Consider the following 26990-nt stretch of genomic DNA (forward strand, 5'->3'; position numbering starts at 1 on the left):
TACTTTCTCAATATAAAAAAGGAGCACTATTAGGTGCTCTTTTTTATTAAAGCTTTACTTGGATTACTTTCTTCGCAGTTCCTTAAAAGTATACCTATACTTATTTTTCTCATCTGGTTCGTGGCCTTCTGCACTTACTTCCTGCCATTCCTCTTCCTGTAACTCCGGAAAAAAAGTATCGCCATCAAAGCTATGATGCACCTTGGTCAGGTATAGCGTGTCCACAAAGGGGAGGGCTTGCTTGTAAATTTCAGCGCCGCCGACAATGCTCACTTGCTCACTATCCAGCTCTTTACCTTTTGCAATCGCTTCTTCCACCGAATTCACTACGATGCAACCTTCCGCCTGATAGTTTTCCTGACGGGTGACAATGATAGTCGTGCGGCCGGGGAGGGGCTTGCCGATGGACTCGAACGTCTTGCGGCCCATAATCATGGGGTGGCCCATGGTCTTTTGCTTGAAATGGCGCAGGTCGGCGGGGAGGTGCCAGATCAGCTGGTTATCCTTTCCGATGACGTTGTTCTCGGCTATGGCGACGACGATGGCGATCATACTTGCTCTGTTTTAAAGGTATACCCCCGCAACAAATCCTGTACCGGCATGCGCTTTTTACCTTCCATCTGGAGGTCCAGAATCGAGAGGGCGCCTGCAGCAGTCTGCACGTGCAGGTAGGACTTGTTGTCAGTTTTAATTTGACCCGGTGCTAGGGTATAAGCAGTATTCTCCAACACTTCCGTTTTGAAAATCTTAAACGTCTTACCATCGAATCGGGTCCATGCTGCCGGGTAGGGGGAGAGGCCGCGGATGAAGTTGCGCACCTGATGGGCAGGCTGGTTCCAGTTTATCTCGCAGGTCTCCTTGAAGATTTTTGGCGCATGCTTTGTTTCGGCAGAAGTTAGCTGGGGCTGTGGTTGCACTTCGCCGCGCTCAATGGCCTGCACCGTGCGTACCGCCAGCTCGGCCCCTTTGTGCGTTAGTTTTTCATACATGCTGCCGAAATCATCCTCTTCCAGAATCGGCACACGGTCTTGGAAAATCAGGTCGCCCGTGTCGATTTCGTGCTTGAGGAAAAAGGAGGTGACGCCTGTTTCTTTCTCGCCGTTGATGATGGCCCAGTTGATAGGCGCGGCGCCGCGGTATTGTGGAAGCAAGGACCCGTGTATGTTGAAAGAACCCAGCTCTGGCATAGCCCACACCACTTCGGGAAGCATGCGAAACGCCACGATAATCTGTAGGTTGGCCTTGTAGCTGCCCAATTCTTCCAGAAAAGTCTCTGACTTCAGGTTGGTCGGTTGCAGTACAGGTATACCTTGCGACACGGCGTACTCCTTCACAGGCGATTGCTGTATCTTCTGGCCACGTCCCGCTGGTTTGTCGGGTGCCGTGATAACAGCTACTACATTATAATTATGTTCAACGAGTGCTTGCAGGGTAGGCACCGCAAAGTCAGGCGTACCCATGAACACGATTCGCAGTTCAGGCATGGTTCTATTCAAAATCAGGGTATAGCAAATAGTTTTTGCGGAGCACTTTGTAGTCCGACAGCTCCGGCTCCCAGCTGGCTCTTATTTCAGTTTCGGTTCTGCCGGCAATCACTTGCTTGCGCAGCTCCGAAGTGCCCGCTAGTTTCTCGAAGAAGTTGTTGAAGAACTTGTCCTTGTTCGATGAGTTGTTATACATCTCCAACAGGTATTTCAGCGTGAACGGCTGTGCATGCGACACGTCCGTCAAATCCATGCCGTAGCATTTCACGCCTTTATGCGGAGGATCAGTGGCTCCCGGTGTACTAACTGGTGTAAACGAGAAGTCTTTCTTCTGGTAAAACGGCGAGCCAATCACCTGAAACGGCGTTGGCGTACCACGGCCAACGCTCACGTTTGTTCCCTCAAAGAAACAGATAGACGGGTATAGCGCGATGGACTGTGGATTTGGCAGGTTCGGAGAAGGACGGACCGGCAGCTCGTAGGCCATCGTGTGGTCGTAGTTCTCCATTTTGATGACGGTCAGGTCGCAGCTTCTTTCGCCCTCCAGCCATTTCTCGCCGTTAATCATATCAGCCAGTTCGCCCACCGTAAGGCCGTGCACAATCGGAATCGGGTGCATGCCCACAAAGGACTTGTGCTCCATCTCCAAAACAGGGCCGTCTACGTAGTGACCGTTCGGGTTCGGGCGGTCGAGCACGAGCATGGACTTACCGTTTTCGGCACAGGCTTCCATGGCATAGTGCATGGTGCTGATGTAAGTATAGAAGCGCGTGCCCACGTCCTGAATGTCGAATACGAGCACGTCGAGGTTCTGCATTTGCGCTTTAGAAGGCTTTTTGTTGCTGCCGTAGAGCGAGATAATCGGCAGGCCCGTTTTGGTATCCTTCGCGTCTTTTATGTGCGCACCTGCGTCGGCCTCACCACGGAAACCGTGCTCTGGCGCAAAAATCGTGGTCACTTCCACGCCACGGCTAATCAGGGTGTCCACAAGGTGAGCGTTGCCAACCATCGAAGTCTGGTTCACGACCATGCCTACCCGCTTGCCCTCCAAGTGCTTCAAATAGCGGTCGAGTTGCTCGGCACCTAAGGCCAATGGTTTCATGGCAGGAACTTGGGTGGTTTCTTCGGTAGCTGGTGCGTTTTGCTCAGCGGCGGTGGCAGGCGCCTGTTTCGGTGCGCAGCCATTAAAGCTGAGCATAAGGGCGCTGCAAAGTATAGCAAGTGGTTGTATCATCGGTGTTGATTTTTCAGGGCCGCGTTTGGAGATTCGCTCACAAAAACGAAACTTTAACAGGCTCTAAGTCAAAATTCATACCTATCTTTAAGGCAGTTTAGACGCAAGCGAGTGAACGTATCCAAATTCATATCTGATAAGATTTCCGAAGTGCAGGCTGGTTCTTTCACCACGTCTGTGACAAAAATAGCAATTATAAGCATAGCTGCAGGCATTGCCATCATGATTGTGTCGTTTGCGATTCTGGAAGGCTTCCGCGACGAGATACGGAACAAGATTTTCAGCTTCGGCGCGCACTTGCAAATCAGCAAGTACGACACCAACAATTCGTTTGAGGGTGCACCTATCAGCACGGCTACAGGTATAAACAGCACCGAAGAAATAGCGGGAATCTACCACATCCAAGGATTCGCCCGCAAAACCGCTATCATTAAAACCGAAGATGAAGTGCTGGGCGTGGTGATGAAAGGCGTGGACAAAGACTACGACCTGAGCGCCATGCAGGCCAATTTAGACGAAGGCGGTGTGGTGAGTTTTACTGATACAGCTTCTTCCAAAGACGTCATGCTTAGTCGGAAAATTGCCAATAAGCTCCGCCTGAAAGTGGGGGACGAGGCGATTTTCTACTTCATTCAGAACCCGCCTCGAGCCAGAAAACTGAAGGTAGCCGGTGTGTTCAACACAGGACTGGAGGAGTTTGACGAGGTGTTTGTCATCGGCGACCTGCAACTGATTCGCGAGCTCAACAACTGGCCCGATACCTTGGTGGGCGGTGTGGAGATTTTGCTGAAGGATTTCGAACAGATTGACATGGTGGCCGACCAAGTGTTTGACCAGATGAACTACGACCTCCAGCTCGAGAAAATCACCGACCGCCATGCCCAGCTTTTCGATTGGCTGCAACTGTTGCGCAAGAACGTGGTCATCTTTTTGGTGCTGATTATTTTCGTGGCAACCTTCAACATGGTGTCCACGGTGTTTATCATGATTATCGAGCGCATCAGCATGATTGGCGTGCTCAAAGCCATCGGCGCCACCGATGCCCAGATACGGCAGATTTTCTATTTCCGCGGCCTGAGCCTGACGCTCAAAGGTATGCTGTGGGGCAACATCATCGGCTTGGGCTTCTGCGTCATCCAGTACTACTTCCAGGTCATCCCGCTCGACCCCGAAAACTACTACATGGACACCGTTCCCATCAGCTGGAACTTCGGTATCATCATCGCTCTGAACGTGATTACCCTCGTGATGACCATGCTCGCCATTCTTATACCCGCCGCCATGGTCGCTCGCATTAAGCCTGTGAGAGCGATTAAGTTTGACTAGAGGGAGGTTATACCCTGATTAGGCGGCATATGAAAATCTTCCTCTTAGTTTCTATTATCGGTTTTATAGCTTTTGGATGTAGTAAAAATATTACTCGTTCAAAGATTGGTAAATCTATTTTAGTAATAAGAAGAGTAGGAGCAATGGATACTTTAACAGTCAATGTATCCGGCAAAGTATTTTCACTTCTTTCGAAGTCAAGTATATCAGAGGCTGACGTAAGATTGACTAATAAAGAATATTCATTTTCTAGAACTTCTAATAAAGATGGTGAATTTGAATTTTCAAATATTCCATCGGGGAGATATCAAATTACAAGTAAATTTATTGGACACTACAGATTGACTGATTCAGTAGAGTTTAAAACAGGAGAAATAGTTGATATAGAAATTAAGCTGTGGGCCGGCTACTAAAGATACTCCGCTCAAAACTCTGTGAACTCTAGCTTCGGCAGTTTGCCTTGCTACAATTGGTGTCTACCTTAAACAACTGTTAGGATGTCTACAAAGCGAGAAGAGATAGATGACTTGTTTAGCGTGCAAATACTTTGAATTCTTAGACACAAGTAAAAACCTGATTCAACGGGAAACTATAGATAAGTTTACTTCAAACCCTAAGGTTATAGAAGCTCTCGGTCTTGACATTCAGAGGTTTGAATTTACTCCTCCAAATAAGTATCTCTTCTATTGCAATGGCTATGACAAAGTCGGAGGTGGTGAACTTGCTATAACAGCGGATAGGTTTCAACTATTTGATAAACATAGTTATGAGATTACTTTGGATAATATGAAAATCTGGAGTGAGGAATGGTGGTCGAAGATATTTGATAAGGAGTAAGATATTAATCACATTAAAAAGAACTTAGAACAAACCTAGATAAAGCATACCCACAAAAAACGGCGGCCCATCCCTGAGCCGCCGTTTCCATTTCCAATAATATATTACTACAAGCTATACCTGCGGCACCGCTTTCGGAGCCTGCCCATTACTTGAGTTTCCACCCACCATCTCTCTTCGTGGCACTGGCATTTGGATACCTTGCTCTTCGAAAGCGGACTTGGAGCGTTCGTTCATGTCCCAGAAGAAGGACCAGAAATTCTCTTTGTTCACCCATGTGCGCACACTCAACGTGAGAGAGTGCTCGGCAAAATCGGTTACGACAATTACTGGTGCCGGATCAGGCAATACTCTTTCATCAGCGTTGATGAGATCCTGCAGGATTTGGCGCACTTTGCCGATGTCGTTGTTCACCGATACGGCAAACTTCAGCTCTACGCGGCGGGTCTTTTCAATGGTAAAGTTCACCACCACACTGTTGGCTAGCGGACCGTTGGGTATAAAAATCGTTTTGTTGTCAGGCGTTTTCAATACTGTGTTGAAGATGTTAATCATGTCCACGGTACCTCCCTGTCCCTGCGCTTCGATGTAGTCGCCTACGCGGAAAGGCTTGATGGTAAGAATCAGTACGCCACCTGCAAAGTTGGAAAGGCTGCCTTGCAAGGCCAGACCAATGGCCAGACCCGCTGAACCAAGTATTGCGATAAACGAAGTCATCTCGACACCTAGCTGCGCAATCACCAGAATAATCAAGAGTACGCGCATCACAACGGCCAGCACACTCTTCAGGAACGGACGCAGCGATACGTCCACGTCTTTCTTCACCATCAGGTTAAACACCATGCGGTTTATCCAATTGATGACCCAAAGGCCGACTAAAAGGGTGATGATAGCGGCTACCAGACGCATGCCGTAGAGCATGACAAAATTGGTGACGGTGGCGCTGTAAGCTTCGAAATTAAAGAGTTCAGACATAAGGGTTGTCGTGGGTAAAACAAAAAACTCTGGCACCTATGCGAGGGTACCAGAGTTCAAATTTGGTCAATTTTTAGGGCAAAGGCAAAACTAAGCCAAGTGCCTACAGTTCAGAATCAGGTTCGGGTTGGGGCAAAGTTCTTCATACATAGCCTGTTCCGACAGGCGGGCTACACCCGGATAATCACCCTGTTTTTCGTCCATGGAGCATATCACCTGAAAGTGCAGGTGCGGAGGCCAGTCACCGTTCTCGGGGTATGGACCTACTTCTGCAATTTTGTCGCCTTTTCGGAATTCCTTGCCAACCGACAGTCCCTCCAGACAAGCCACATTCAGGTGACCGTACAAGGTATAGAACGTCACTCCTTCCAGCTCGTGTTCCAGAATGATGGTGGGACCATAGTCGCCAAAGTTGGCGTTGTCGGCGAAGCTGTGTACTCGGCCATCAAGCGGGGCAAAAACGGCCGTGCCGGCGGGTAGCCACACGTCTATACCCAAGTGCAGGTCGCGACTTTCTTCCGCCACATCAAAGTGCTGACTGCGACGGTAAATTAATCGGTTCTCCATGTAGCCGCCCACGCCGATGGTAGCGTTTTGCTCTTGCAACATCTGGTTCACGGCTTCATTAAAGACGGAGGTGTTACGCAGGTCGGTTTGCTGCAACAACTGGTTGGCTGCCGTAAAATCAAGACGGCACACGTGCTCGCCATTCAGGTCCGCATCGAGTACGGGCCCAAAGGCAACAGTGTGCCGTCTTAGAATATCGCTAAGTTTCTTTTCAGTATTCAGCATGTATAAGATAGGCGGGGATGTGCCGCCATGCAAGTATAAGAAGAATTATGCTACTTCTTCTACATACTTGGAGAGTGTCTTCAGGCTTTTGGTTTTGCCAAAAAGCTCTTCGGACTTCTTGCTGTAAGCCTGCGCAGCTTCCTGCAGTGTGTCGAACGTGCCTAGGTTGATGCGTTGCTTGTTATGGTGAATGATGGCGCGGTACTTCTGTGCTTCTTTGTGCACACCGCGTACGCCCAGCTTGTTCTCCGTTTTAGATGTGTTACGCACGATCTTGCAGAGTGGAGCCCACTCCAGATTCTCGCGGCGGCAGTCCAGCTTGTTGCCATTCTTGAAGTGCACATAAAGCTTGATGTTGCTTTCTGGCTTCTCGATCAGCTGTTCGCCAATCATCTTGTGCAGATAAATGGTTTCGTTGCGGTACTTGCCGTTTTTCAGTGGCCAGTTCTTCTGGAAGAAGGCGTAGCCGTTGGAGTGTATGCGCAGGTGCTTCAGGAATTCGATCTGTTGCAGGTAGGCATTGTTTTGAATATACTCGTAGGTGCGGTCATCCACCACTACGGTTTTTTCACAGTTTTTGAGAGTTAATTTGTAGAGCATTGGTGTTTTCAGTAATTGTATGGTAAAGAACGGAATGCGGGGGTTGGTTATTACCCGACTACAGCACAAGTGCGTACTATGTTACAAATGTGCAGCTTTTTTTTCATTCACCGTTCATTCTGTTAATGATTTGGTTATAATACGTGATTCGCGATTTCGGTTTTAAAAATTCACCGAAATTTTCACTGAACAGCTCAGATTGTCGTAACTTTCAGTGCGAAACGGAGTTTCCTTCTTATTAAAAGATAAAAAAAGCGATATGAGTAGCCCTTATTTCATGCTGAAGGTCGTGGAGATAACCCGCGAAACTTCAGATGCGATTACGATACATTTAGAACATCCCGATAAAAAAACGATTCCATATAAGGCAGGGCAATTCCTGACACTTATCATTCCGATTGAAGGAAAGAAAGTCCGTCGTTCCTATTCGCTTTGCAGTGCCCCAACAGAAGGTGCACGTCTTTCTGTTACAGTTAAACGTGTAGAGGGTGGTCTGGTTTCCAATTATTTGATTGATAATCTGAAAGTTGGACAGGAAATCGAGGTAATGGAGCCGATCGGAAATTTCAATCTGGTGCCAGACGCGAATACGAACCGTCAAGTAGTGCTTTTCGGGGCGGGTAGTGGCATCACGCCGCTCATGTCGATGCTCAAAACGGCGCTGCAGGAAGAACCTAACACCAAGGTTGCTTTGCTTTACGGAAACCGAAATGAGGACTCTGTAATCTTTAAGCAACAGCTGGAAGAACTGGAGGCCGCTCACCCGGACCGTCTGCATGTAGAGTACATCTACAGCCAGCCGCAGCATGACTGTGAGCACCGCGGTCGCATGAACCAGAGCATGATCCTAAAAATACTGCAGCGTCTGCAACTCACCAAGCCAGCCGAAGCACTTTATTACATGTGCGGACCCGATGGCATGATGGACGAGGCGCGCAAAGCCCTGAACCTGCTGCACGTACCAACCGATCGTGTTTTCCGCGAGAGCTTTGTGAGCAACAAGCTGATCGAGCAACAAGAGCAACAGGCCCAGCACGGCGATGTCTCTTCATCGGATGACGACGGCGAGATCAAAACCCAGACGGTGACCATCATTTACGAGGGCGCCGAATACAGTGTGGAGGTACAACCAGACCAAACCATATTAGAGGCTGCCCTTGATCAGGACGTGGACCTACCATACTCCTGCCAAGCTGGTCTGTGTACCGCCTGCCGAGGTAAGTGCCTGAGCGGAAAAGTGCATTTGGACGAACGAGAGGGACTTTCTGATGCAGAACTTGACGAAGGGTACGTGCTCAACTGCGTGGGGCATCCGCTAACTGACAATGTAGTAATTGAAATAGGATAAAAGATACCTGTTGTAACTTCAATTAAGCTGCACTATATTTTACATATATAGTGCAGCTTTTTTTTGCACTTTCAGGAGAAGTGTATATATTACCTTTTCTTATACAGAACTATCTATGAGTAAATCAGAAGCTATGATACAAGTGCCCACTCGAAAGAAACGGGTATACCTGTCGGAAGACTTTAAGATTGATACGTGGGAGACCATTCAGCCATACTTTGAAGAACTAAAAAGCCGTACCATTGAATCAGTGGAGGAGTTGGAAAAGTGGATGAAGGACCGCAGTGAACTCGAAAGCCTACTCTCCGAAGACCTCGGCTGGCGCTACATTCGCATGACCTGCGACACGCAGAACGAGGACATCACGAAGGCTTTCCAGTACTTCGTGTCAGAGATAGAGCCACAGATCGCTCCCTATGACCACGAGCTCAACTTAAAGCTCATGCATTCGCCCTACGTGAACGGGCTCGACAAGGACCAATACCGCATCTACTTGCGCGGCGTGGAGCGTGCGCTGGAAATCTTCCGCGAAGAGAACATCCCGCTCAACACCGAGATCAGCACCAAACAGCAACAGTATGCCGCCATAACAGGGGCTATGACCGTGACGCTGGACGGGGAGGAGATGACGCTGCAACGTGCCGCCGATCGCCTGAAGCGCAACGAGCGCGAAGTGCGCGAAGAAGCATGGCGCGCCATACAGGAACGCCGCACACAGGACCGCCAGAAACTCGACGACCTGTTTGACGAGCTCCTGAAGCTCCGCACGCAAGTGGCCCACAATGCCGACTTCGATAACTTCCGCGACTACATGTTCGCCGCCATGGGCCGCTTCGACTATACCCCGCAGGATTGCTTTGATTTCCACCAGTCCATACAGGAAACCATCGTGCCTTTGCTGACAGGTATAGACCGCGAGCGTAAACAGAAACTGGGTCTGGACGAACTGCGCCCTTGGGACTTGGACGTGGACCCAAGCGGAAGATCCCCGCTGGAGCCTTTCAAGTCCGGAGACGAATTGCTGGAGAAAACCATACAGATTTTCTACAAACTCGACACCTACCTCGGCGACTGTCTGGCCACTATGCGCGAGATGGGCCACTTGGATCTGGAGTCAAGAAAAGGCAAGGCGCCGGGCGGCTATAACTATCCGCTGGACGATATCGGCGTGCCGTTCATTTTTATGAACGCCACCTCGAGTCTGCGCGACGTGATCACTATGCTGCACGAAGGTGGCCACGCCGTACATTCCTTCCTGACCCGTGACCTGACATTGGGCGCTTTCAAACACCCGCCTTCAGAAGTGGCCGAGCTGGCATCTATGTCGATGGAGCTCATCTCGATGGATTACTGGGATACTTTCTTCACTGACGAAGACGAGTTGCGTCGTGCCAAACGCACGCATCTGGAGAGTGTGCTCGAGACCTTCCCGTGGGTAGCTACTGTGGACAAGTTTCAGCATTGGTTGTATGAGCACCCAGAGCACAAACAGGAAGAACGCCATCAGGAGTGGCTCCATACTTTCGAGCGCTTTAACCACTTGGAGGTGAACTGGAGCGGACTAGAGAAGTATAAGCCCTTCATCTGGCAGAAACAGCTGCACATCTACGAAGTGCCGTTCTACTATGTGGAGTATGCCATGGCCCAACTTGGTGCCATTGCCGTTTGGAAGAACTACAAAGAGAATCCTGCCGAAGGACTCGCCGCCTACAAGCGTGCCTTGAGTCTGGGTTATACTGTTTCGATAGGCGAGGTATATGAAGCGGCTGGCATCAAGTTTGACTTCAGCACCGATTACATCAAGAGTCTGGTAGACTTTGTGAAAGGTGAAATGGAGAAAATATAAGGTATAGCCATATCTTTCCGAAAGCCCCGCCGTTACCAAATTAGGTAGCGGCGGGGCTTTGTGTTTTGTAGACCCACATGTTGGGTTTGCCTGTTTTGTATCAAGGTTTTTAAGCCCTGTGCGGATCTTTTATAAGAGACATTTCTGATATTATACTGATGTGACTAAGCGCTTTAGTTATGTGAATTTTCAGATTTAAGCTTTGAGATAATGTACCCATTAAAACTGTTGATTCCCATCGGAATTTTGGTGCTGTGTATGGTCGCAGCCTGTTCTTCTCCGCAAGTGGTGTCCTCGCAGGGAGGAGAAGGCACGTCGAACGCACGGGTGGCACAAGTAGCGGTTGGTACTTGGGTTGGCACCATTCCCTGCGCCGACTGTCCGGGTATAGACTATACTTTGACCCTCAACCCAGATAGCACCTATCGGGAGCGGTTGGTATACCAAGGCCGCAGCGCAATACCTTTTGTGCAGTCGGGCACTTGGGGCGTGCGCGATGGGAGAGTGAATCTGAACAAACAGGGTACGGGTAATAACCAATTCGCTTTTGATGGCGAAGCGCTGGTTATGCTCGATGGAGAAGGCAACCAGATTGAATCGACCCATGCCGAAGCCTACCGCTTGCGCCGGCAGAACCCAGATGAACCGGAGGACAACCCACGGTTGTGGCGTGAGAAGTATGAACGCGGGATAGACTTTGCCGCTATAGGCAACGAACCGTTCTGGTCACTGGAGATTGACTTGGAAAAGATGATCGAATTCAGGGCATTGGACGAAGAAAACGGCAGCGTGCTCACGCCTGTGCCCGTCGCTGAAAAGCCTGAAACTGGGGAGGGTATCGTGTATAAAGTACAGACCGTATCGGGTAATCTGGAAATTAGGCTGATGAAAGAAATGTGTGTCAACACTATGTCTGGTCGCGAGTTTCCTTATACCGTAACGGTGCTGAAAGATGACATGGAATACAAAGGCTGCGGTATGTATCTCCGCGACTCCCGCTTGAATGGTACTTGGAATCTGGTGGAGCTACAAGGGAAAATCATTAACCAAAAAGATTTCGAGCGTAACCAGCCATCTCTGATAATTGATCTGGCTGAGGGCAGGGTGTCGGGAAGTGCGGGGTGCAACAGAATAACAGGTACGCTAGAGCCAATTGGCGATAGGATTAATTTCGGCCCCATCGCCGCAACGAAAATGGCTTGCCCGCAAATGGAGGTGGAGAATCAGTTTTTGAAAGTGTTGAGTGATGGAGAGTTAAGGTATAGGGTGAGTGAAGAGCGGTTGGAGTTGATGTTAGGTGGTAAGGGGGTTGCTGTTTTTGAGAGAGGGGAGTAGATGTTTCGATAGCTATACTTGACCTAAATAGCTATACTTGAGCTAAGTAAAGGGTGGATATTGTAACTGAGAGACATTTAAACAATTGTGCATAAGCGGTCAAAGGTTGCCGAAAAACTCACATCCCGAAAGCGTTCGGGGCGAGGGCAGCTAGTAGTTAATCTCTGTAGGGACAGGTCGCGACCTGTCCGAATCGTGCACGAAAATCCTATCAATCTTTAATTCCTAAAAACCCTTGAGGTAGAGGCCCTATATGGAGATTCAGACAAAAAAATCGCCTGTCGTTTACAACAGGCGATTTCTACTTTATTATTAAAGTCTTTATAGTGGCTTGAATTGCTCAAACATCTGCCGGCAGTCGTTGCAATAGTGCATGGAGCGGCAAAGGGTTGGGCCAAATGGCGTACGCATATCTGTATTTTCGCTATCGCAGTAAGGGCACTTCACGTGTTCCAGTATATCTAAGTCCAGTATCAGGTTATACTTAGGAGGTGGCGCCAGACCAAACTCTTTCAAATGCTGACGACCTTTTTCAGAGATCTTATTACTGTCCCAAGGCTTATCGAAAGACATTATGACGGTATGGTCAGGAATGCCATACTTATCCAAGGTGCGCTCCACATCCTTCTTCATGTAGTCCATGGCAGGGCAACCGGCAAAGGTCGGAGTCATGTTCACCGTCACGTGGCCTTCGTCAGAAATCTCCACGCCTGTGATCACTCCCAAATCAACCAGCGATAACACCGGTATCTCAGGGTCTTTCACCTCCTCCAATAGGGTCAATATGTTCTCTTTCGTCAACTCCATTATATTATTACCACTCCGCTGTCGGGTCTATCTTGAACACTTCGGCCATTTCATCCAGAAGCGGCTGCAGGTGCTCGGTGTGCTCGCCGTAGCGACCTCCCAGTTTTGGTTCGATCGTATTTAGGTCAGGCAATTTTAGGTCTGTCTTTTCGATCACCGCCTGAATACGCTTCAGCCACTCAGCTTTCACAGCTTCTTCGCCAGCATATACGCCTGCCTCAATCAGTTCCTGCTCATACTTCGACGGCTCGAACATACCCAATGCGTAAGGTATAGCTTCGTTCAGGGAAGTCTGCAGACGCAGGATAGCTTCTTCTGTCGATGAACCCAAGTTCTTGATCCACGTGTTGGCGTGTAGCACATGGTACTTCACTTCGCCTTTCAGCTTGGTGGCTACCTTGGCGATTGGCTCGTAACTCGACTGGCTCAGCATCTCAAAGCGGATGATCTCGGCGTTGTCGTACAGGAAATGGCGGATCAAGCTGAAATCGTACTCGCCGTTCGGCAACTCTATTAACTGGCTGTTGTGGAACTGGTTGGCGTTGCGTGTAAAGGCAACTGTGTCGGGCTCGGCTTCGCCAAGTTCTTGCAGCAAGGTATAGAAAGCCAGACTGTGGCCAATCTTGTCCTGCGCCATCGACGAGAAAGCAATGTCTTCTTCGAGGATCGGGCCGAAACCGGTCCACTCGGAGTTGCGGTGGCCCAATATCAATTGGTCATCGGCCAGTTTGTATAACAGGTCTTTTATCGCTAGCTCGTTCATTATAGGGCAGTCGTTTTGTGTTCTTCTTTATACTTCGTGATTTTGTCCATTACTTTGTAAGCGATGGCTTCGCGGTACTTCTTTTCAGGTATAGTAGTCCACATGTCCTTGTCCTCTTCAGCTGACTGCAGCACATGCTTCGACTTTACTACCCACACGTTCACAATCGGGCCTTTCTCGCCAAACTGATTGCGTGCCTCTTGTAAGGCTTCTTGGTAAGAAGTCGCCATTACACGGCCGGCATGGGTATGCGCTTTCCCGCGTTTCTTTAAATGGAAAATCTCGTACGCTTCCGCCTCTTCGCTGCGTTCGGTGGGTTCTTCCACCACACGCATCATCTCGTACACGTTCTCACCATCACCTACATAAGGCGTTACCTGAATGTGTTCGGTGCGCGCGATCCAAAGGCCTACGCAGGCAAAACGGCGGCTATACTGCTCTTTGGCGAACAGGAAAGCCACGTCTTCGTTTGGTGCGTGCACAGGGCCTACATAGGTATGGGCAGCGCCTTCTTTCTTCTGGTGGAAGGCCTCGTATGTTTCAAACTGGTCCAGCTCTGGCTTCGGCTCAATGGCTGGTGTCTCACCTTCCGGCAGGTTCAGTCGGGTTACTCTTGGGTCAAGTGATTTTAAGCTCATCTTTCTTAATTTGTCACAGGCTATGCCAACGGCTTCACATACTTTGCTTTCGGGTTGAGGAGGGCTCTGCGAACCCATGCGCCGCGTTCTTCCGCGGTACGGCGAACGGCAAGGCGCTCGGCATTGCACGGGCCATCGCCGTTGATCACGCGCTTAAACTCATCCCAATCCGGCTCGGTGAATTCCCACTGGCCGGTTTCCATGTTCTTCTTCAGGTTCGGATCCGGCACAGTCAGGCCAAGTTCCCAGATCTTCGGCACGTACATGTCGAGGAACTGCTGACGGCACTCGTCGTTAGAGGCCATCTTCACTTTCCAGCGCATTAGCGTTTCAGTGTGCGTACTCATCTTGTCGGACGGTCCGAAGAAGGTCATGATCGGCGGCCACCAGCGGTTAAGCGCAGCCTGAATCATTTCGCGCTGCTTAGGTGTGCCTGTTGCCATATGCACCACGGCATCATGTCCATACTTAAGGTGGAAAGCCTCCTCAGCGCAGATACGCTCCAGCGCACGGGAGTAAGGGCCGTAAGAGCCTTTAGCGTTGGCCATCTGGTTCACGATAGCACCCGCATCAATGAGCCACGAAATGATGTTGGAATCTGCCCATGTAAAGGCCGGGTAGTTAAACACGTTGGAGTACTTGCTCTTGCCATTAATCAGGTCAGTCAGCATTTGCTCCCGTGTTTTGCCCAGTGTCTCGGCAGCACTATATAATAACTGTGCGTGTCCTACTTCGTCCTGTACCTTGGCCATTTGGGCCATTTTACGTCGGAAGCCCGGGGCACGGGTAATCCATGTACCTTCCGGCAAAGCACCAATAATCTCAGAGTGCGCATGCTGCTCAATCATACGAATCAGCTGCTTGCGGTATAACTGCGGCATCCAGTCGTTTGGCTCTATCTTCTCGCCACGAGCGATGCGCGCTTCAAATTCGGCCAGCTTTGCAGGATCTTCCGTCTGCAGGTCGTCGAATTTGGTAGCTTCAAAAACGTTTCCTCCTCCGTACATAATATCTTTAGTTTTAAGGTTCAGTAATAATTGCCGAACTGTTAAGGTGGGCAGTCCGGCAAAGGTTAGGATTAGTTAGCGTGTACTAGGTAAAGGTTAGGTATAGATCAGTTTAATTAAGGTTCGTCTTTAGTCCGTTCAGCAACATCGCCGACAGGTTCTCCGCAATCTCGGCTGGCTTCATTTTCCCTTCGGGCTTATACCATGTATGAATCCAGTTCAAGCCAGACAGGATGGTTAGCACAGCAAACTTCTCATCCGGCACCTGAAACTCTCCGCTGGCTATACCTTTTCGGATGATCTCGCGGAAGTAATTTTCATACCGGTCGCGCAGTGCCAAAAACTCCGTATGGTACGGCTCGCTCAGGTGGCGCCACTCCTGCAGGAAAACCGCCGATGCCTCCGTGTTGCGGGTGAGCACCTGCACATGGGCCGAAATGGCGCGTTTCAGTTGCTCGGTAGCGCTGGCGTTTTCGTCTTTCACCGCCTCGATCGCCCCAAAAAACTCCTCTGCCATCCGGAAGCATACCCGCTGCAGAATCTCTTCTTTGGAACGGATGTGCGAGTAAATGCTGGCAGCCTCTATGCCCAAGGCATTGGCCAAGTCGCGCATGGACGTAGCCGAAAATCCTCTGGTCTTAAATAAGGCCGTTGCCGTTTGCTCTATCTGTTCTTTTCTGCTCAATGTATACTCCTTATATAGATAACAACAAATGTAAGCAACCTAACGTTCGTTAGCAAATAAATTTTACGTGAATCTTATCTTGCAAGTTGTTGGTTTACTGCATGCTGAAAAGACATGGGTGAGTTGGTATCGCTGCCTATAACAACTTTGTTATGATGTATTTAAATTGGATACAAGCTGCCCTTGCAACCTTGGATCATTTTTTGTGATCTGTTTACTAGAAGAAATCGCATTAAAAACTTTAAAATAGCGGACGTTTCCTTATATTAATGGAGCATTACCGAATTGCTCGCGTATACTTGAAACCGGCTTGCCGGTATGTGCAACCAAAATTTAGAAGACAACACTACCATGACTGACACGACACAACCACCTATCACGCAAACCATGGATTTCGTGCACTACGAAGTGAAGGAGCGTGTTGGGTATATCACCCTAGCCCGATCTGAGAAGCGCAATGCTCTGAACGCCGAGGTGGTAACAGAGCTGAAGCGTGCCTTTGCCGCTGCCGAAGACGACGAGACTTGCAAAGTAATTGTGCTGCGCGCCGAGGGTAAGGTGTTTTGCGCTGGTGCCGACCTAGAGTACCTGCAGCGCCTGCAGCAATACGACTACCACGACAACCTTGCCGACTCCACCCACCTGATGGAGCTTTTCCGGCAAATCTATACCTTAAAGAAAGTGGTGATCGCCCAAGTACATGGCCACGCCATAGCCGGTGGCTGCGGTCTTGCCGCCATCTGCGACTTCGCCTTCACGGTGCCGGATGCCAAGTTCGGGTATACTGAAGTGAAGATTGGCTTTATACCTGCTATCGTAAAGGTGTTCCTGTTGCGCAAAATAGGGGAGGCCCGCGCCAAACAACTCTTGCTTACCGGCGACCTGATCTCCGCTGAGGAGGCACAGGGCTATGGCTTGGTGAACTACGTGGTACCTACCGAAGAACTGGAAGGCAAGGTGTTTGATTTTGCCCAGAAGCTTTGCAAAGAGAACTCACGCCAGAGCATGGAGGTGACCAAAGAAATGATTGCCCGGGTGCAGGAGATGTCTCTGGAAGATGGACTTCAGTATGCGGCTGAGATGAACGCTGTGGCACGCGGTAGCGAAGATTGCCAGCGCGGGATAGACGCCTTTTTAAATAAACAGGCGCTGACTTGGTAGATTTCTGTTAAACTTTCAAAACCATTTGTTAAACTTGTTGTTTGATGAGTATGCTGATGGGCCTTGGAATCATGTTGATTACGTTTGTAGCGATGGAGGGCGTGGCTTGGGCCATGCACAAATACGTGCTGCATGGGTTTCTCTGGTTCCTGCACAAGTCCCATCATACGCATCATAAGCACGCCTTTGAGTGGAATGACCTGTTTTTTGCCTATTATGGAACGCTTGCGATGCTGTTCTTTATTTTTGGCAGCGAGCCTATCGACTATAGGTTCTGGATAGGCGCAGGCATTACACTGTATGGGGTGGCTTATTTCCTGATACACGATGTGTTTATCCACAGGCGCATCAGGCTTTTCGGTAAAACGTCTAACGTTTACCTGAAAGCCTTAAACATGGCGCACAAAGTACACCACAAGCACACGGGCCGCGACGGCTCTGAATCTTATGGTATGCTGTGGGTGGCACCAAGGTACTTCAGGGCGGCATACTCAATTTTACAGAAACGACAACAAGGGGAACAGACGTGGCGCAATACACCATTAAAGAGCTAGAGCACCTTTCCGGTATCAAAGCTCACACCATCCGCATCTGGGAACAGCGCTACAACGTGCTTTGTCCCCAGCGCACCGACACTAACATCCGCTATTACAGCGACGCTGACCTAAAGACCCTGCTTAACATTTCACTTCTCAATGAGCAAGGGTATAAGATCTCTAAAATAGCCAAGATGAGCCCCGACCAGCTAAAACTGACGGTGCAGGAACTGGCTGAACATGATCAGTCTACGCTCTCGCATCATATCAACAGCATGGTCACGGCTATGGTCGACATGGATGAAGAGCGATTCGATAAGTCTTTCTCCACGGTTACGTTGCAGTTGGGATTTCAAGATGCGATGATGCAGGTGGTGTATCCTTTTCTACACAAGATTGGGATACTCTGGCAGACAAATAACATCAGTCCTGCGCACGAGCATTTTGTAAGTAATCTGGTGCGGCAGAAACTGATCGTGGCCATTGACGGGCAGGTCGTGAGGCGCAAGGAGGGTACGCCGTCTTATTTGCTGTACCTACCGGAAGGGGAACTGCATGAGATCGCCTTGCTCTACATGAACTATCTGATCCGGGCGCACCATCAACAGGTTATCTATCTTGGGCAGAACCTGCCTTTTGAGGACCTCAAGCGGACCTACGATTTGCTGAAACCAGAAATTATCTGTACTGTGCTGACCATTGTGCCCGAGCGAGAGCATGTGCAGGAGTATGTCGATAGACTGGCCGGCACTTTTCCGGCGGCTCAGGTTTATCTATATGGTTATCAGGCGCAGTACGACTTTCTGAAATTCCCGAAAAATATACATCGCACCAGTTGCATTGCAGATTTTATAGCAGTGTTAACACAAACTAACTAATAAATTATTCAAAACTATATAGCCGCTATTGTTCAACAAAATGGGCCAAATCCGAAAGGGTTTGGCCCATTTTTATTTTAAAGTTCAATTTAGAGAAGATATAGGGTGGATTATATGTTTAATTATTTAAAAAAAACATTAAACAGAATTTGACCTTTAATTTTAACTGTCGTATAATTGTTTAGTGATTCATTTAAAAGATTAAACATTATGACTGCATTAGAATTCTCCAACCATATTCAGTTAGCTGCAGGTTCGTTGAAGCCAGTGGCCATGAATCTTACCCGTAACGCGGACGATGCCAAAGACCTAGTGCAGGAAACACTATTGAAGGCATTATCAAACCGCGAGAAGTTTAACGCCGGCACCAATCTCAAGGCTTGGCTTTACACCATCATGCGCAACACGTTTATCAATAACTACAACAAGATTACGAAGCGCAGTAGCAATATTGACAGCTCGGAGTATCTGCAGTACCTCAATACAGACGACAGTTTCGTGACGGTGAATAAAGGCACGGCCGCTTTTGTGATGAGTGATATCAAAGCGGCTATTGCAAAACTAAATGAAGAGCACCGCACACCTTTTATGATGTATTACATCGGATTTAAATACTTAGAAATTGCTGAAAAACTGAATATTCCGATCGGAACAGTGAAGAACCGCATTCACATTGCCCGCAAGGAGCTGAAGAAGTTGCTACAAGTTTATGGTGACTAGCTACAACTTAAACCAGAAAAATTAGTAAATTTCTAGATGATGCATAAAAAGGTAATAGTAATCGGTGCAGGTTTCTCGGGGCTATCGGCTGCCACCAGTCTGGCCGACCAAGGGTATGAGGTGACGGTGCTCGAGAAAAATGCCACACCCGGTGGTCGCGCCCGCAGCTTTGAGGCCGATGGCTATACCTTCGACATGGGACCGAGCTGGTACTGGATGCCCGATGTGTTTGAGTCTTACTTTAACAAGTTCAACAAAAGCGTTTCCGATTACTATAACCTTGTTCGCCTTGACCCATCTTATACCGTGGTGTTCGGCGAAGATGACTTTGTGGATTTGCCCGCGTCATTAGATGAACTAAAGGCGCTGTTTGAAAACTGGGAGCCGGGAAGTGCCGCCCGCCTTGACAAGTTTTTGGAACAGGCCGCTTATAAGTATGAAGTAGGTATAAACCAGCTGGTGTACAAGCCCGGCCGCTCCGTGAGTGAGTTCATGAGTTTGCGCTTGCTCTTGGATGTGCTTCGCATGGATGTATTCCAATCGATACACACGCATATCCGCCGCTTCTTTTCCCATGAGAAAATTATCAAGCTGATGGAGTTTCCGGTGCTGTTTCTCGGAGCGCTGCCGCAAAACACCCCGGCACTCTATAGTTTGATGAACTACGCCGATATTAGTCTCGGGACGTGGTACCCGATGGGTGGCATGTACAAGATCATCGAAGGCATGGTGCAGTTGGCCGAGGAGAAAGGCGTGGCTTTTCTGTATAACCAAGATGTGCAGGAAATAGAGGTAGAGCAAGGCATAGCCCGTCGCGTGCGCACCGCTACGGGCACTTTCGAAGCCGATGTGGTGGTGGCTAGCGCCGATTACCATCACGTGGAGAAGAATCTGTTGGCTCCGGCCTATCAAACCTACACCGATAAATATTGGGAAAAACGTGTGATGGCACCTTCCTGCCTGATCTTCTATCTGGGTATAGATAAGAAGCTGGATAACCTGCGCCACCACAACCTGTTCTTCGACGAAGACTTCGGTCCGCATGCGCACGAAATTTATACAGACCCGAAATGGCCAGCCAAGCCGCTGTTCTATGTGTCGGCTCCGTCGGTAACGGACGAGAGTGTAGCCCCAGAAGGTTGCGAGAACCTGTTTGTACTGATGCCAGTGGCTCCGGGACTGGAAGATACGGAAGCACTGCGCGAGCAATACTTCAACATCATCATGGATCGGTTGGAGTACCTGACCAAACAGGATGTGCGCAGCGCCGTGGTGTACAAACGCAGCTATGCCCACCGCGATTTTATAGCCGATTACAATGCCTTTAAAGGCAATGCCTATGGTCTGGCGAACACGCTGTTGCAAACAGCTCTGTTAAAGCCCAGCCTGAAAAGTAAAAAAGTGAAGAACCTGTACTATACCGGTCAGCTGACTGTGCCGGGGCCGGGGGTGCCACCATCCCTTATCTCGGGGCAGGTGGTGGCAAAGGAAGTGGCGAAGGATTATGCGTTGGCTCCGGGTCAGCGATTACCAGTTAGTAATTAACTCCCCTGAATCTATGGAGCTTTTCAAAGACACCTGCCTGAAGTGCAGCAAACTGATCACCGAGGCGTACAGCACCTCTTTTACACTCGGCATCAAGACGCTGAACCGCAAATTCCACGCGCCCATCTATGCCATATATGGCTTTGTGCGTTGCGCCGACGAGATTGTAGACACCTTCCACGATTACGACAAGCGCAAGCTACTCGACGAATTCAGCCGACAGACTTATGAGGCCATTGAGCAAGGTATAAGCCTGAACCCGGTGCTTCATGCTTTCCAGTGCGTGGTGAACGAGTATAACATCGACCGTGAATATATCGAGGCGTTCCTGAAAAGCATGGCCATGGATCTGGACGACCATGTGTACGACCCGGCCTTGTACAAAGAGTACATCTATGGTTCGGCCGAAGTGGTGGGGCTAATGTGCCTGAAAGTGTTCTGTGAGGGTGATGAAGAACAGTTTGAAAGACTCAAAAAACCGGCTTGTAGTCTGGGGGCGGCCTTCCAGAAAGTAAACTTTCTGCGCGACATGAAGAGTGATTTTAAGGACCGTGGCAGGGTTTATTTTCCGGCCGTGGATATCCGCACGTTTAACAATGCCAGCAAAGAGGAAATCGAGGCTGACATCGCCAAAGACTTTGAGGATGCCTACGCCGGTATACTGGCTTTGCCGCGTTCTGCACGCATGGGTGTATACCTTGCCTACGTCTATTACCTCAAGCTTTTCCGGAAAATCAAACACTTGCCGGCAACCCATATATTGAATGAGCGCGTAAGAGTACCTGATAACACAAAGTTTGCCTTACTTTTGGGCTCCTATGTCAGGTACCAACTAAACGCCATTTAATATCGTGAAGAATAGCTTAGCCATACTTTCCGCATTACTCTTTTTTTGTTTTACGGCACTAGCCGATAATTCCAAAGCTTACAAGTTACCCGATCTGCGCGTGCAGTTCCTAGAAGCCAGCAAAGACAGCAAGGCCGGCAAGGAATTTCATGAGCTGATGAGCAATTACGAAGACAGCAATCCTGTGGTAATTGCTTATAAAGCCGTGTCAGAAGCCATTATGGCCAAGCATGTCTGGAATCCATACTTCAAAATGAAGCATTTGCAGGCCTCTTCCGAAATTTTTGAAGAGGCGGTGAAGCTGGATCCGGCCAATCCTGAAATCAGGTTTCTGCGCTTTACAGTGGAGCATTACGTGCCTCGTTATTTGAACATGAGCAAGAATCTGCAGGATGACAAGGCTAAGATCATCTCTGGCTTGCAGCGTCACCCTAATTCGGGGTTGTCGACAGATATGGCCCGCAACATGCGCGATTTCTTACTGACGAAGGACCACTGTACCGAACAGGAAAAACAAAAACTCAAAAGTATACCGATATAAACCCCAATGCCGCTATACCTGTACCTGAACATATTCACCATTCTGTTTCCCCTGTTGCTTTCATTCGACAGGAAAGTGGCTTTCTATAAAAACTGGCCATACCTGTGGCCAGCTATTATCATCAATGCGGTGCTGTTTATCATCTGGGACGAGCTTTTCACGCAAGCAGGTATATGGGGCTTTAATCCGGAGTATCTGGTAGGTATATACATCTTTAACCTGCCGCTCGAGGAAGTGCTCTTCTTTATCACGGTGCCTTACGCATGCGTCTTTATCTATGAGTGCCTGAACGCCTACATCACCAAAGATTTGTTGCAGCCTTATGCCAAGGGAATAACCTTTGTGCTTATACCGGTGCTCTTACTCTTGGCAGTCCTTAATCTCGAAAAGCTCTATACTTCTATCACCTTTACCTTGCTGGCCGCCATGTTGGGCGCGCATTACTACTTTTTCAATACCCAGAAGTTAGGGCGTTTCTATCTGGCTTATATTGTGCACCTTGTGCCGTTTTTGCTGGTAAACGGTGTGCTAACCTATCTGCCGATTGTGTGGTATAACAATAGTCATAACCTGAGTCTGCGCATTGTATCTATACCTGTGGAAGACACAATGTACTCCATGCTCATGCTTTTGTTGACAATTTCGATTTACGAGGGCTTAAAACAGCGCTTCGCCGTTAAACAATATCAACGCTTGGCTGTATAAAGGTATATGCGGAACCTTCAAGTCACCATCGATTCTAACTCAGGCTTTTGCTTCGGCGTGGTCTATGCCATCCAGATGGCAGAAGACATTCTCGATGAGCAAGGGTATCTCTATTGTCTGGGTGATATCGTGCACAATGACGTGGAGGTAGAGCGCCTGCAAAAACGCGGCCTGCGCATTATCGACCATGATCAACTGCGAGAGCTGCGAGACGAGGCCGTGCTGATTCGCGCCCACGGCGAGCCGCCTTCCACCTATCACATTGCCCTGCAGAATAATTTAACGCTCATTGACGCTTCCTGCCCGGTGGTGCTCAAGTTGCAAAACCGGATCAAGACGTCCTATGACAAAGACGAGCGGATTTTCATTTATGGCAAGCACGGGCATGCGGAAGTGATGGGACTTTTAGGGCAGACGAGCAACAAAGGGGTGGTGTTTGAGAACGTGGAAGAGTTGATGCAGCACGATCTGCCGCCAAAAATCACGCTCTACAGCCAGACCACCAAAAGCACCAACAGCTTTTACAATATCAAAAACACGCTCGAACAAAAAGGCTACGAAGTAGACGCCAACGACACCATTTGTCGGCAGGTATCGAACCGCGACAAAGACCTGCGAAAGTTTGCCGCGCAGTTTGACAAGATCATCTTCGTGTCAGGTACGAAGTCGAGCAACGGCAAAGTGCTCTATCAGGTATGCAAAGACACGAACCCGGCTACTTACTTTGTTTCGAAAGTGGAGGAGATACAACCTGAGTGGTTTGCCGATGGCGACAAAGTGGGCATTTGTGGCGCGACCTCTACACCGATGTGGCTGATGGAGGAGGTGAGGAATATTTTGCTGGGGGAAAAGGTATAGTCAGGTTTAGCTCAAGATGGGCAGTAGAATCCGCCATGTACAGTAAGGAAATTTTTTCCGTCCTTTGTCAATAAAACGATGGCAAAAACAATCAAGCGAGATAACAGGGGTATAACCATTGCAGCCATCATCGTGGCATGCTGGTTCGGCTTACTCGTATATTTGTTGCGCTTCCCCATTGATTTCGCTTCGCCGCTGCCATACCTGTTTTTGTTATTGCAGACGCACCTGTATACCGGGCTTTTCATAACCGCTCACGACGCCATGCACGGTGTCGTTGCGCCCGGGAGACCCAAGTTGAACCATTTAATTGGTACTGTCACCGCTTTTCTCTTCGCCTATAACTGGTACCCGCGTCTTCTGCCCAAACATCATCAGCACCACAAGCATGTGGCCACAGAAGAAGACCCTGATTACCATCATGGGTCGTTCTGGCCTTGGTACTACAGTTTTCTGAAGAACTACATCACGTGGTGGCAGATCGTGCTGATGGCCATTACTTACAACGTGCTGCAACTGATCTTTCCGATTGAGAATGTGGTTATGTTCTGGATGGTGCCAGCTATACTGGCTACGTTTCAGTTGTTTTACTTCGGAACCTACCTGCCGCACCGGGGCGAGCATGCGCCGGATAATAGGCACAAGTCGGGTACGCAGTCAAAAAACCACCTGTGGGCCTTTGTGAGCTGCTATTTCTTCGGTTACCACTACGAGCATCACGACAAGCCATACTTGCCGTGGTGGCAGCTGTATAAAGCAAAAGGGTAGCCAATAATGTATCAGCTACCCTTTTCTATTTTAAAGGTTTAAGCGGCTTAGTGCGCGCCAGCTTCCTTGCGGCAGCAATCGTCTAGTTTGTTGTAAGCACGTGGTGTGGCTGGCTTGTCGTCAGCATCGTAACCGGTTTCATTCACCGCCTTGCGGATCTTGTCTTCGTTGGTCTTCTTGCTGTCGTAGGTTACGGTTAGCATTTTGGAATCCACGTCCAGTGTCGAGGCTTTCACACCCTTTTCGTAAGCCATCGATTTTTCAATACTCTTCTTGCACATGCCGCACACAGCCGAGGTTTTAATTTGAACCGTTTTCTCGTTGCCATTCTGGGCTTGAGCGCTAAATGTAGCAAAGAACATAATAAGTGCTAATCCGAGGTTTCTGAAGATTTTCATAATGTGAATTATTATTGATGAATGTTAGATGTATGATAATGATTTGATTTCATTTAGTGCCGAAGGAGCAATACAAATGATGTGCCTTTATTCTATTTTAAAGCGCATGCCTGCATAAATTACCCGGCCGGTAATCGGCCCCCAGACCATACTGGCATCGAAGTTGGCGCCGAAGGGATTGTCTGCTCCTCTGATCGCATCCGGCTGTCGGAAGTTCAACAGGTTCTCTCCGCCAAGGTATAGTTCCCAACGCTTGAAGGCCCGTGATACTTGTCCGTTCAAGGTATAGAAGGCATCGGACTGGCGCACGTTGGCTGCTCCGCCATGGCCTTCCATGTAGGCCAGCGGCATCTGCCCAAAGTACTGCGTGGTCAGGTCAGCGCGCCACTTGTCGAATGGTGTGGCAAAGCCTAGGTTCACGAAGAAGCGGTGCTGTGGTATCATAGGGCGCTGTTGCAACGTGCCGTTATAGGTGGTCTGTACATCGTAGTACTTATATGCCGTCTTCACATCAAAGCCTTTCAGGACTTCATACTGCAGCTCCGCTTGAAAACTGCGGGAGAAGGAGCGCCCCTGCAGGTTGTAAAAGGCTATCTGATTAGCGCTACTGTACATATCGGCAACCACTTGGTTCTGGAACGTGGTATAGTAGTAGTCGGTGATGAAAGCACCCGGACGACCGCCTAACTCAAAATACTGAGTGAAAGACCCGCCCAGATTCCATGCCTTCTCCGGCTCCAGCTCTTCCCGGAAAGTAAAGGCGCGGTTGCTGACCAGAGCCGCCGTGTTCTCCGCAATCGGGTTGGCCACCCGGAAACCCTTGCCTGCCGCCACCCTGAAAATTGTGTTCTTCGTGAGATCGTACTTCACGTTCAGGCGCGGGGTGAACACCGTGCCGTACAGGTTGTGGAAATCAGTGCGGGCACCTGCCACTACGGTCAGGTTCTCGGCATTGTTGAAGATGTACTCGGCGAAAATGCCCGGCACTTGCTCTGTGCGGGCCAGTCTGGTTTGCTCCAGTCGCTCGGTATAGTCATCATAAAGGAAGCTGGCGCCCACCTTGTAGGTATGGCCCGTATGTCCAATGATGGACTGGAAAATAAAGCGTAGGTCGCCAGTGTTCTGTTCTCCGTTGTACTGGCGACGGCCATAGAGGGAGTTGAACTTGTGGTGCACACCAGAGGAGATGAAGCCTATGCTCTGGTATGGTCTGCCCGGAAAGGTATAGGAGGTCTTGTTGTAAAAAGACGAACGGTCCGTCTCCGACTCAGTGCCATAGCGCTGGTCAGGACCAACTGGCTCTCCTTTCGTGTAATCCATTTGCCCGCCCAGTTTGGTCTCTCGAAGCGCGTTGATGCCAAACTCCGACACCCATGTGTCGCCGTGCGTGTACTTCCACTTATTATACACGTTGTGATGTGTGCCCAGCGCCAAGTCCATAAAGCCGTCTTTGTTGCGGTCTACACGGTTGCCCAAGTGGTCGGAGTGCAGCATCAGGAGGGTGCTCCATTTCGGACTCACCTGCGCCGATACATTCAGGTTGGCGTCGAACTTGGCCAGACTGTTACCATACAGGTTTAGATATAGCCGCTCGCTCTTCTCCGGATCTTTCAGCTTCACGTTCACCTGCCCCGAAATCGATTCGTAGCCGTTCAGAACCGAGCCCATTCCCTTAATAATGTCTATCGACTCGATGTAAGTGCCCGAGAGATAGTTGAGGCGATAGGGGGTCGACAAGCCGCGCAGGGCCGGCACGTTGTCGGTGGTGAGCAAGGTATAGGAGCCGTCCAGTCCCAGCATTTGAATTTGCTTAGCACCTGAAACCGCGTCGGTGGTGGTTACTTCTACTGAGGCATTGGTCTCAAAGCTTTCGGCCAGATTGCAGCAAGCTGACTTCTCTAAGTCGCGGGTCGTGATAATCTGTGAATTGGTCGGGGTGAGGGCAGAATAGCGCGTCTGCTGTCCTTCCACAACTACTTCTTTGAGGGATCCGGTGGAGGTCAGCCCGACAGTAATAGAGGTTTGGCCACTCACGTCGATCGTGTCCTGCTTATACCCTAAGTAAGAGACAATAATCTCGGGCGTAATGGCGTCAGCAAGTTGTAGTGAAAAGCCGCCTGTTGCATCGGTGGAAGTGCCTTTATTAGTGCCTTTCCAAACAGCATTGGCACCGATAAGTGGGGAATTGGTGGTTTTATCTACCACTTTACCCGTGAGTTGCTGGGCGGCGGCAGGTATAAGTATGGTAATGAAAAGTGCGAGTGTGCCGATCATTCGGCTAAAATAGCGCACAGGTATGCTATAATTCATGGATGCTTATCTTTTAAAATTTTGAATGCAGAAAAGTGCACAAGCC

Annotated in this window: 28 protein-coding genes; 15 read left to right on the forward strand and 13 right to left on the reverse strand. The window is 49.3% G+C overall.

Translation table 11 applies throughout. The annotated features are described in order from the left end of the window. Positions 1–63 precede the first annotated feature (63 nt). The 3 genes from Q1A04_RS14130 to Q1A04_RS14140 are packed head-to-tail and all read right to left on the reverse strand — an operon-like array spanning position 64 to position 2718. A complete protein-coding gene (locus Q1A04_RS14130; RefSeq protein ID WP_299707192.1) occupies positions 64–552 on the reverse strand; it encodes a dihydrofolate reductase in 489 nt (162 codons plus the stop codon). Further along, on the reverse strand, positions 549–1484 hold the full coding sequence (gene fmt / locus Q1A04_RS14135) for a methionyl-tRNA formyltransferase (RefSeq protein ID WP_299707195.1): 936 nt from the start codon (positions 1482–1484) through the stop codon (positions 549–551). Before fmt ends, Q1A04_RS14130 begins: the two co-directional genes overlap by 4 nt. Positions 1485–1488: 4 nt before the next feature. Continuing rightward, positions 1489–2718 (reverse strand): DUF1343 domain-containing protein, encoded by a 1230-nt coding sequence (locus tag Q1A04_RS14140; protein WP_299707197.1) that lies wholly within the window; start codon positions 2716–2718, stop codon positions 1489–1491. A gap of 111 nt (positions 2719–2829) precedes the next feature. On the opposite strand from Q1A04_RS14140, the gene Q1A04_RS14145 reads away from it, so the two are divergent. Beyond that, positions 2830–4044, forward strand: coding sequence for an FtsX-like permease family protein (locus Q1A04_RS14145; RefSeq protein WP_299707199.1), 1215 nt, complete (start codon positions 2830–2832; stop codon positions 4042–4044). A 29-nt stretch (positions 4045–4073) separates the two neighbouring features. Next, positions 4074–4457, forward strand: a complete 384-nt coding sequence (locus tag Q1A04_RS14150) for a carboxypeptidase-like regulatory domain-containing protein (protein ID WP_299707202.1) — start codon at positions 4074–4076, stop codon at positions 4455–4457. A gap of 538 nt (positions 4458–4995) precedes the next feature. Here Q1A04_RS14150 and Q1A04_RS14155 read toward each other — a convergent pair. The 3 genes from Q1A04_RS14155 to Q1A04_RS14165 all read right to left on the reverse strand — a co-directional run bounded on the left by Q1A04_RS14155 (position 4996) and on the right by Q1A04_RS14165 (position 7248). After that, positions 4996–5856, reverse strand: a complete 861-nt coding sequence (locus Q1A04_RS14155; RefSeq protein ID WP_299707204.1) for a mechanosensitive ion channel domain-containing protein — start codon at positions 5854–5856, stop codon at positions 4996–4998. Positions 5857–5946: 90 nt separating this feature from the next. Then, positions 5947–6648: a peptidoglycan DD-metalloendopeptidase family protein gene (locus Q1A04_RS14160; RefSeq protein ID WP_299707207.1), complete on the reverse strand. Its 702-nt coding sequence runs from the start codon at positions 6646–6648 to the stop codon at positions 5947–5949. 45 nt (positions 6649–6693) lie between these two features. Continuing rightward, complete coding sequence (locus Q1A04_RS14165; protein ID WP_299707209.1) at positions 6694–7248, reverse strand: HNH endonuclease; 555 nt, start codon at positions 7246–7248, stop codon at positions 6694–6696. 259 nt (positions 7249–7507) lie between these two features. Between Q1A04_RS14165 and Q1A04_RS14170 the strand changes: the two genes are divergently transcribed. The 3 genes from Q1A04_RS14170 to Q1A04_RS14180 all read left to right on the forward strand — a co-directional run bounded on the left by Q1A04_RS14170 (position 7508) and on the right by Q1A04_RS14180 (position 11777). Beyond that, positions 7508–8596: a ferredoxin--NADP reductase gene (locus Q1A04_RS14170; protein WP_299707211.1), complete on the forward strand. Its 1089-nt coding sequence runs from the start codon at positions 7508–7510 to the stop codon at positions 8594–8596. Between the two features lie 115 nt (positions 8597–8711). Next, a complete protein-coding gene (locus Q1A04_RS14175) occupies positions 8712–10442 on the forward strand; it encodes a M3 family oligoendopeptidase (protein WP_299707212.1) in 1731 nt (576 codons plus the stop codon). Positions 10443–10652: 210 nt separating this feature from the next. After that, positions 10653–11777: a copper resistance protein NlpE N-terminal domain-containing protein gene (locus Q1A04_RS14180; RefSeq protein ID WP_299707215.1), complete on the forward strand. Its 1125-nt coding sequence runs from the start codon at positions 10653–10655 to the stop codon at positions 11775–11777. A gap of 321 nt (positions 11778–12098) precedes the next feature. Here Q1A04_RS14180 and paaD read toward each other — a convergent pair whose 3' ends face one another. From paaD to Q1A04_RS14205, 5 genes are all read right to left on the reverse strand, one after another. Then, the gene (gene paaD / locus Q1A04_RS14185) at positions 12099–12584 is read right to left on the reverse strand and encodes a 1,2-phenylacetyl-CoA epoxidase subunit PaaD (RefSeq protein ID WP_299707218.1); all 486 of its coding nucleotides are present in this window, start codon (positions 12582–12584) and stop codon (positions 12099–12101) included. A gap of 7 nt (positions 12585–12591) precedes the next feature. Beyond that, on the reverse strand, positions 12592–13347 hold the full coding sequence (gene paaC, locus Q1A04_RS14190; RefSeq protein ID WP_299707221.1) for a 1,2-phenylacetyl-CoA epoxidase subunit PaaC: 756 nt from the start codon (positions 13345–13347) through the stop codon (positions 12592–12594). Then, on the reverse strand, positions 13347–13985 hold the full coding sequence (locus tag Q1A04_RS14195; RefSeq protein WP_299707224.1) for a phenylacetic acid degradation b: 639 nt from the start codon (positions 13983–13985) through the stop codon (positions 13347–13349). Before Q1A04_RS14195 ends, paaC begins: the two co-directional genes overlap by 1 nt. 20 nt (positions 13986–14005) lie before the next feature. After that, positions 14006–14992: a 1,2-phenylacetyl-CoA epoxidase subunit PaaA gene (paaA, locus tag Q1A04_RS14200; RefSeq protein WP_299707226.1), complete on the reverse strand. Its 987-nt coding sequence runs from the start codon at positions 14990–14992 to the stop codon at positions 14006–14008. Between the two features lie 112 nt (positions 14993–15104). Further along, positions 15105–15677, reverse strand: coding sequence for a TetR/AcrR family transcriptional regulator (locus Q1A04_RS14205; protein ID WP_299707228.1), 573 nt, complete (start codon positions 15675–15677; stop codon positions 15105–15107). 387 nt (positions 15678–16064) lie between these two features. Here Q1A04_RS14205 and Q1A04_RS14210 point away from each other — a divergent pair, with 387 nt between their 5' ends. The 10 genes from Q1A04_RS14210 to Q1A04_RS14255 all read left to right on the forward strand — a co-directional run bounded on the left by Q1A04_RS14210 (position 16065) and on the right by Q1A04_RS14255 (position 24236). Continuing rightward, positions 16065–16838, forward strand: a complete 774-nt coding sequence (locus Q1A04_RS14210; protein WP_299708825.1) for an enoyl-CoA hydratase-related protein — start codon at positions 16065–16067, stop codon at positions 16836–16838. Between the two features lie 44 nt (positions 16839–16882). Then, the gene (locus Q1A04_RS14215) at positions 16883–17392 is read left to right on the forward strand and encodes a fatty acid hydroxylase (RefSeq protein WP_299707231.1); all 510 of its coding nucleotides are present in this window, start codon (positions 16883–16885) and stop codon (positions 17390–17392) included. Beyond that, positions 17365–18252 (forward strand): MerR family transcriptional regulator, encoded by an 888-nt coding sequence (locus tag Q1A04_RS14220; protein WP_299707233.1) that lies wholly within the window; start codon positions 17365–17367, stop codon positions 18250–18252. The genes Q1A04_RS14215 and Q1A04_RS14220 overlap by 28 nt, the downstream gene beginning before the upstream one ends. A gap of 210 nt (positions 18253–18462) precedes the next feature. Then, positions 18463–18972, forward strand: coding sequence for a sigma-70 family RNA polymerase sigma factor (locus Q1A04_RS14225; protein WP_299707236.1), 510 nt, complete (start codon positions 18463–18465; stop codon positions 18970–18972). Positions 18973–19008: 36 nt separating this feature from the next. Beyond that, a complete protein-coding gene (gene crtI, locus Q1A04_RS14230) occupies positions 19009–20517 on the forward strand; it encodes an NAD(P)/FAD-dependent oxidoreductase (RefSeq protein ID WP_299707238.1) in 1509 nt (502 codons plus the stop codon). 13 nt (positions 20518–20530) lie between these two features. Next, positions 20531–21364, forward strand: coding sequence for a phytoene/squalene synthase family protein (locus Q1A04_RS14235; protein WP_299707241.1), 834 nt, complete (start codon positions 20531–20533; stop codon positions 21362–21364). 4 nt (positions 21365–21368) lie between these two features. After that, positions 21369–21905 (forward strand): hypothetical protein, encoded by a 537-nt coding sequence (locus tag Q1A04_RS14240; RefSeq protein WP_299707243.1) that lies wholly within the window; start codon positions 21369–21371, stop codon positions 21903–21905. Positions 21906–21911: 6 nt separating this feature from the next. Then, a complete protein-coding gene (locus tag Q1A04_RS14245; protein WP_299707245.1) occupies positions 21912–22610 on the forward strand; it encodes a lycopene cyclase domain-containing protein in 699 nt (232 codons plus the stop codon). Between the two features lie 6 nt (positions 22611–22616). Further along, on the forward strand, positions 22617–23468 hold the full coding sequence (locus tag Q1A04_RS14250) for a 4-hydroxy-3-methylbut-2-enyl diphosphate reductase (RefSeq protein ID WP_299707248.1): 852 nt from the start codon (positions 22617–22619) through the stop codon (positions 23466–23468). 78 nt (positions 23469–23546) lie between these two features. Continuing rightward, a complete protein-coding gene (locus Q1A04_RS14255) occupies positions 23547–24236 on the forward strand; it encodes a fatty acid desaturase (protein WP_299707250.1) in 690 nt (229 codons plus the stop codon). Positions 24237–24283: 47 nt separating this feature from the next. On the opposite strand, the gene Q1A04_RS14260 is transcribed toward Q1A04_RS14255, so the two are convergent. Next, a complete protein-coding gene (locus tag Q1A04_RS14260) occupies positions 24284–24634 on the reverse strand; it encodes a heavy-metal-associated domain-containing protein (protein WP_299707254.1) in 351 nt (116 codons plus the stop codon). An 87-nt stretch (positions 24635–24721) separates the two neighbouring features. Then, on the reverse strand, positions 24722–26944 hold the full coding sequence (locus tag Q1A04_RS14265) for a TonB-dependent receptor (RefSeq protein WP_299707257.1): 2223 nt from the start codon (positions 26942–26944) through the stop codon (positions 24722–24724). Positions 26945–26990: the final 46 nt, after the last annotated feature.

The sequence above is a fragment of the uncultured Pontibacter sp. genome (assembly GCF_947499215.1).
Taxonomy (GTDB): domain Bacteria; phylum Bacteroidota; class Bacteroidia; order Cytophagales; family Hymenobacteraceae; genus Pontibacter.

Excerpts from the sequence above, each read along its gene's own strand:
- fmt (WP_299707195.1), bottom strand. The coding sequence starts at position 1,484 with ATGCCTGAACTGCGAATCGTGTTCATGGGTACGCCTGACTTTGCGGTG.
- Q1A04_RS14150 (WP_299707202.1), top strand. The coding sequence starts at position 4,074 with ATGAAAATCTTCCTCTTAGTTTCTATTATCGGTTTTATAGCTTTTGGA.
- paaC (WP_299707221.1), bottom strand. The coding sequence starts at position 13,347 with ATGAACGAGCTAGCGATAAAAGACCTGTTATACAAACTGGCCGATGAC.
- Q1A04_RS14250 (WP_299707248.1), top strand. The coding sequence starts at position 22,617 with ATGCGGAACCTTCAAGTCACCATCGATTCTAACTCAGGCTTTTGCTTC.
- Q1A04_RS14195 (WP_299707224.1), bottom strand. The coding sequence starts at position 13,985 with ATGAGCTTAAAATCACTTGACCCAAGAGTAACCCGACTGAACCTGCCG.
- Q1A04_RS14215 (WP_299707231.1), top strand. The coding sequence starts at position 16,883 with ATGAGTATGCTGATGGGCCTTGGAATCATGTTGATTACGTTTGTAGCG.
- Q1A04_RS14130 (WP_299707192.1), bottom strand. The coding sequence starts at position 552 with ATGATCGCCATCGTCGTCGCCATAGCCGAGAACAACGTCATCGGAAAG.
- Q1A04_RS14170 (WP_299707211.1), top strand. The coding sequence starts at position 7,508 with ATGAGTAGCCCTTATTTCATGCTGAAGGTCGTGGAGATAACCCGCGAA.
- paaD (WP_299707218.1), bottom strand. The coding sequence starts at position 12,584 with ATGGAGTTGACGAAAGAGAACATATTGACCCTATTGGAGGAGGTGAAA.
- Q1A04_RS14255 (WP_299707250.1), top strand. The coding sequence starts at position 23,547 with ATGGCAAAAACAATCAAGCGAGATAACAGGGGTATAACCATTGCAGCC.
- Q1A04_RS14160 (WP_299707207.1), bottom strand. The coding sequence starts at position 6,648 with ATGCTGAATACTGAAAAGAAACTTAGCGATATTCTAAGACGGCACACT.
- Q1A04_RS14175 (WP_299707212.1), top strand. The coding sequence starts at position 8,712 with ATGAGTAAATCAGAAGCTATGATACAAGTGCCCACTCGAAAGAAACGG.
- crtI (WP_299707238.1), top strand. The coding sequence starts at position 19,009 with ATGATGCATAAAAAGGTAATAGTAATCGGTGCAGGTTTCTCGGGGCTA.
- Q1A04_RS14245 (WP_299707245.1), top strand. The coding sequence starts at position 21,912 with ATGCCGCTATACCTGTACCTGAACATATTCACCATTCTGTTTCCCCTG.
- Q1A04_RS14140 (WP_299707197.1), bottom strand. The coding sequence starts at position 2,718 with ATGATACAACCACTTGCTATACTTTGCAGCGCCCTTATGCTCAGCTTT.
- Q1A04_RS14165 (WP_299707209.1), bottom strand. The coding sequence starts at position 7,248 with ATGCTCTACAAATTAACTCTCAAAAACTGTGAAAAAACCGTAGTGGTG.
- Q1A04_RS14235 (WP_299707241.1), top strand. The coding sequence starts at position 20,531 with ATGGAGCTTTTCAAAGACACCTGCCTGAAGTGCAGCAAACTGATCACC.
- Q1A04_RS14210 (WP_299708825.1), top strand. The coding sequence starts at position 16,065 with ATGGATTTCGTGCACTACGAAGTGAAGGAGCGTGTTGGGTATATCACC.
- Q1A04_RS14260 (WP_299707254.1), bottom strand. The coding sequence starts at position 24,634 with ATGAAAATCTTCAGAAACCTCGGATTAGCACTTATTATGTTCTTTGCT.
- Q1A04_RS14180 (WP_299707215.1), top strand. The coding sequence starts at position 10,653 with ATGTACCCATTAAAACTGTTGATTCCCATCGGAATTTTGGTGCTGTGT.
- Q1A04_RS14225 (WP_299707236.1), top strand. The coding sequence starts at position 18,463 with ATGACTGCATTAGAATTCTCCAACCATATTCAGTTAGCTGCAGGTTCG.
- paaA (WP_299707226.1), bottom strand. The coding sequence starts at position 14,992 with ATGTACGGAGGAGGAAACGTTTTTGAAGCTACCAAATTCGACGACCTG.
- Q1A04_RS14265 (WP_299707257.1), bottom strand. The coding sequence starts at position 26,944 with ATGAATTATAGCATACCTGTGCGCTATTTTAGCCGAATGATCGGCACA.
- Q1A04_RS14155 (WP_299707204.1), bottom strand. The coding sequence starts at position 5,856 with ATGTCTGAACTCTTTAATTTCGAAGCTTACAGCGCCACCGTCACCAAT.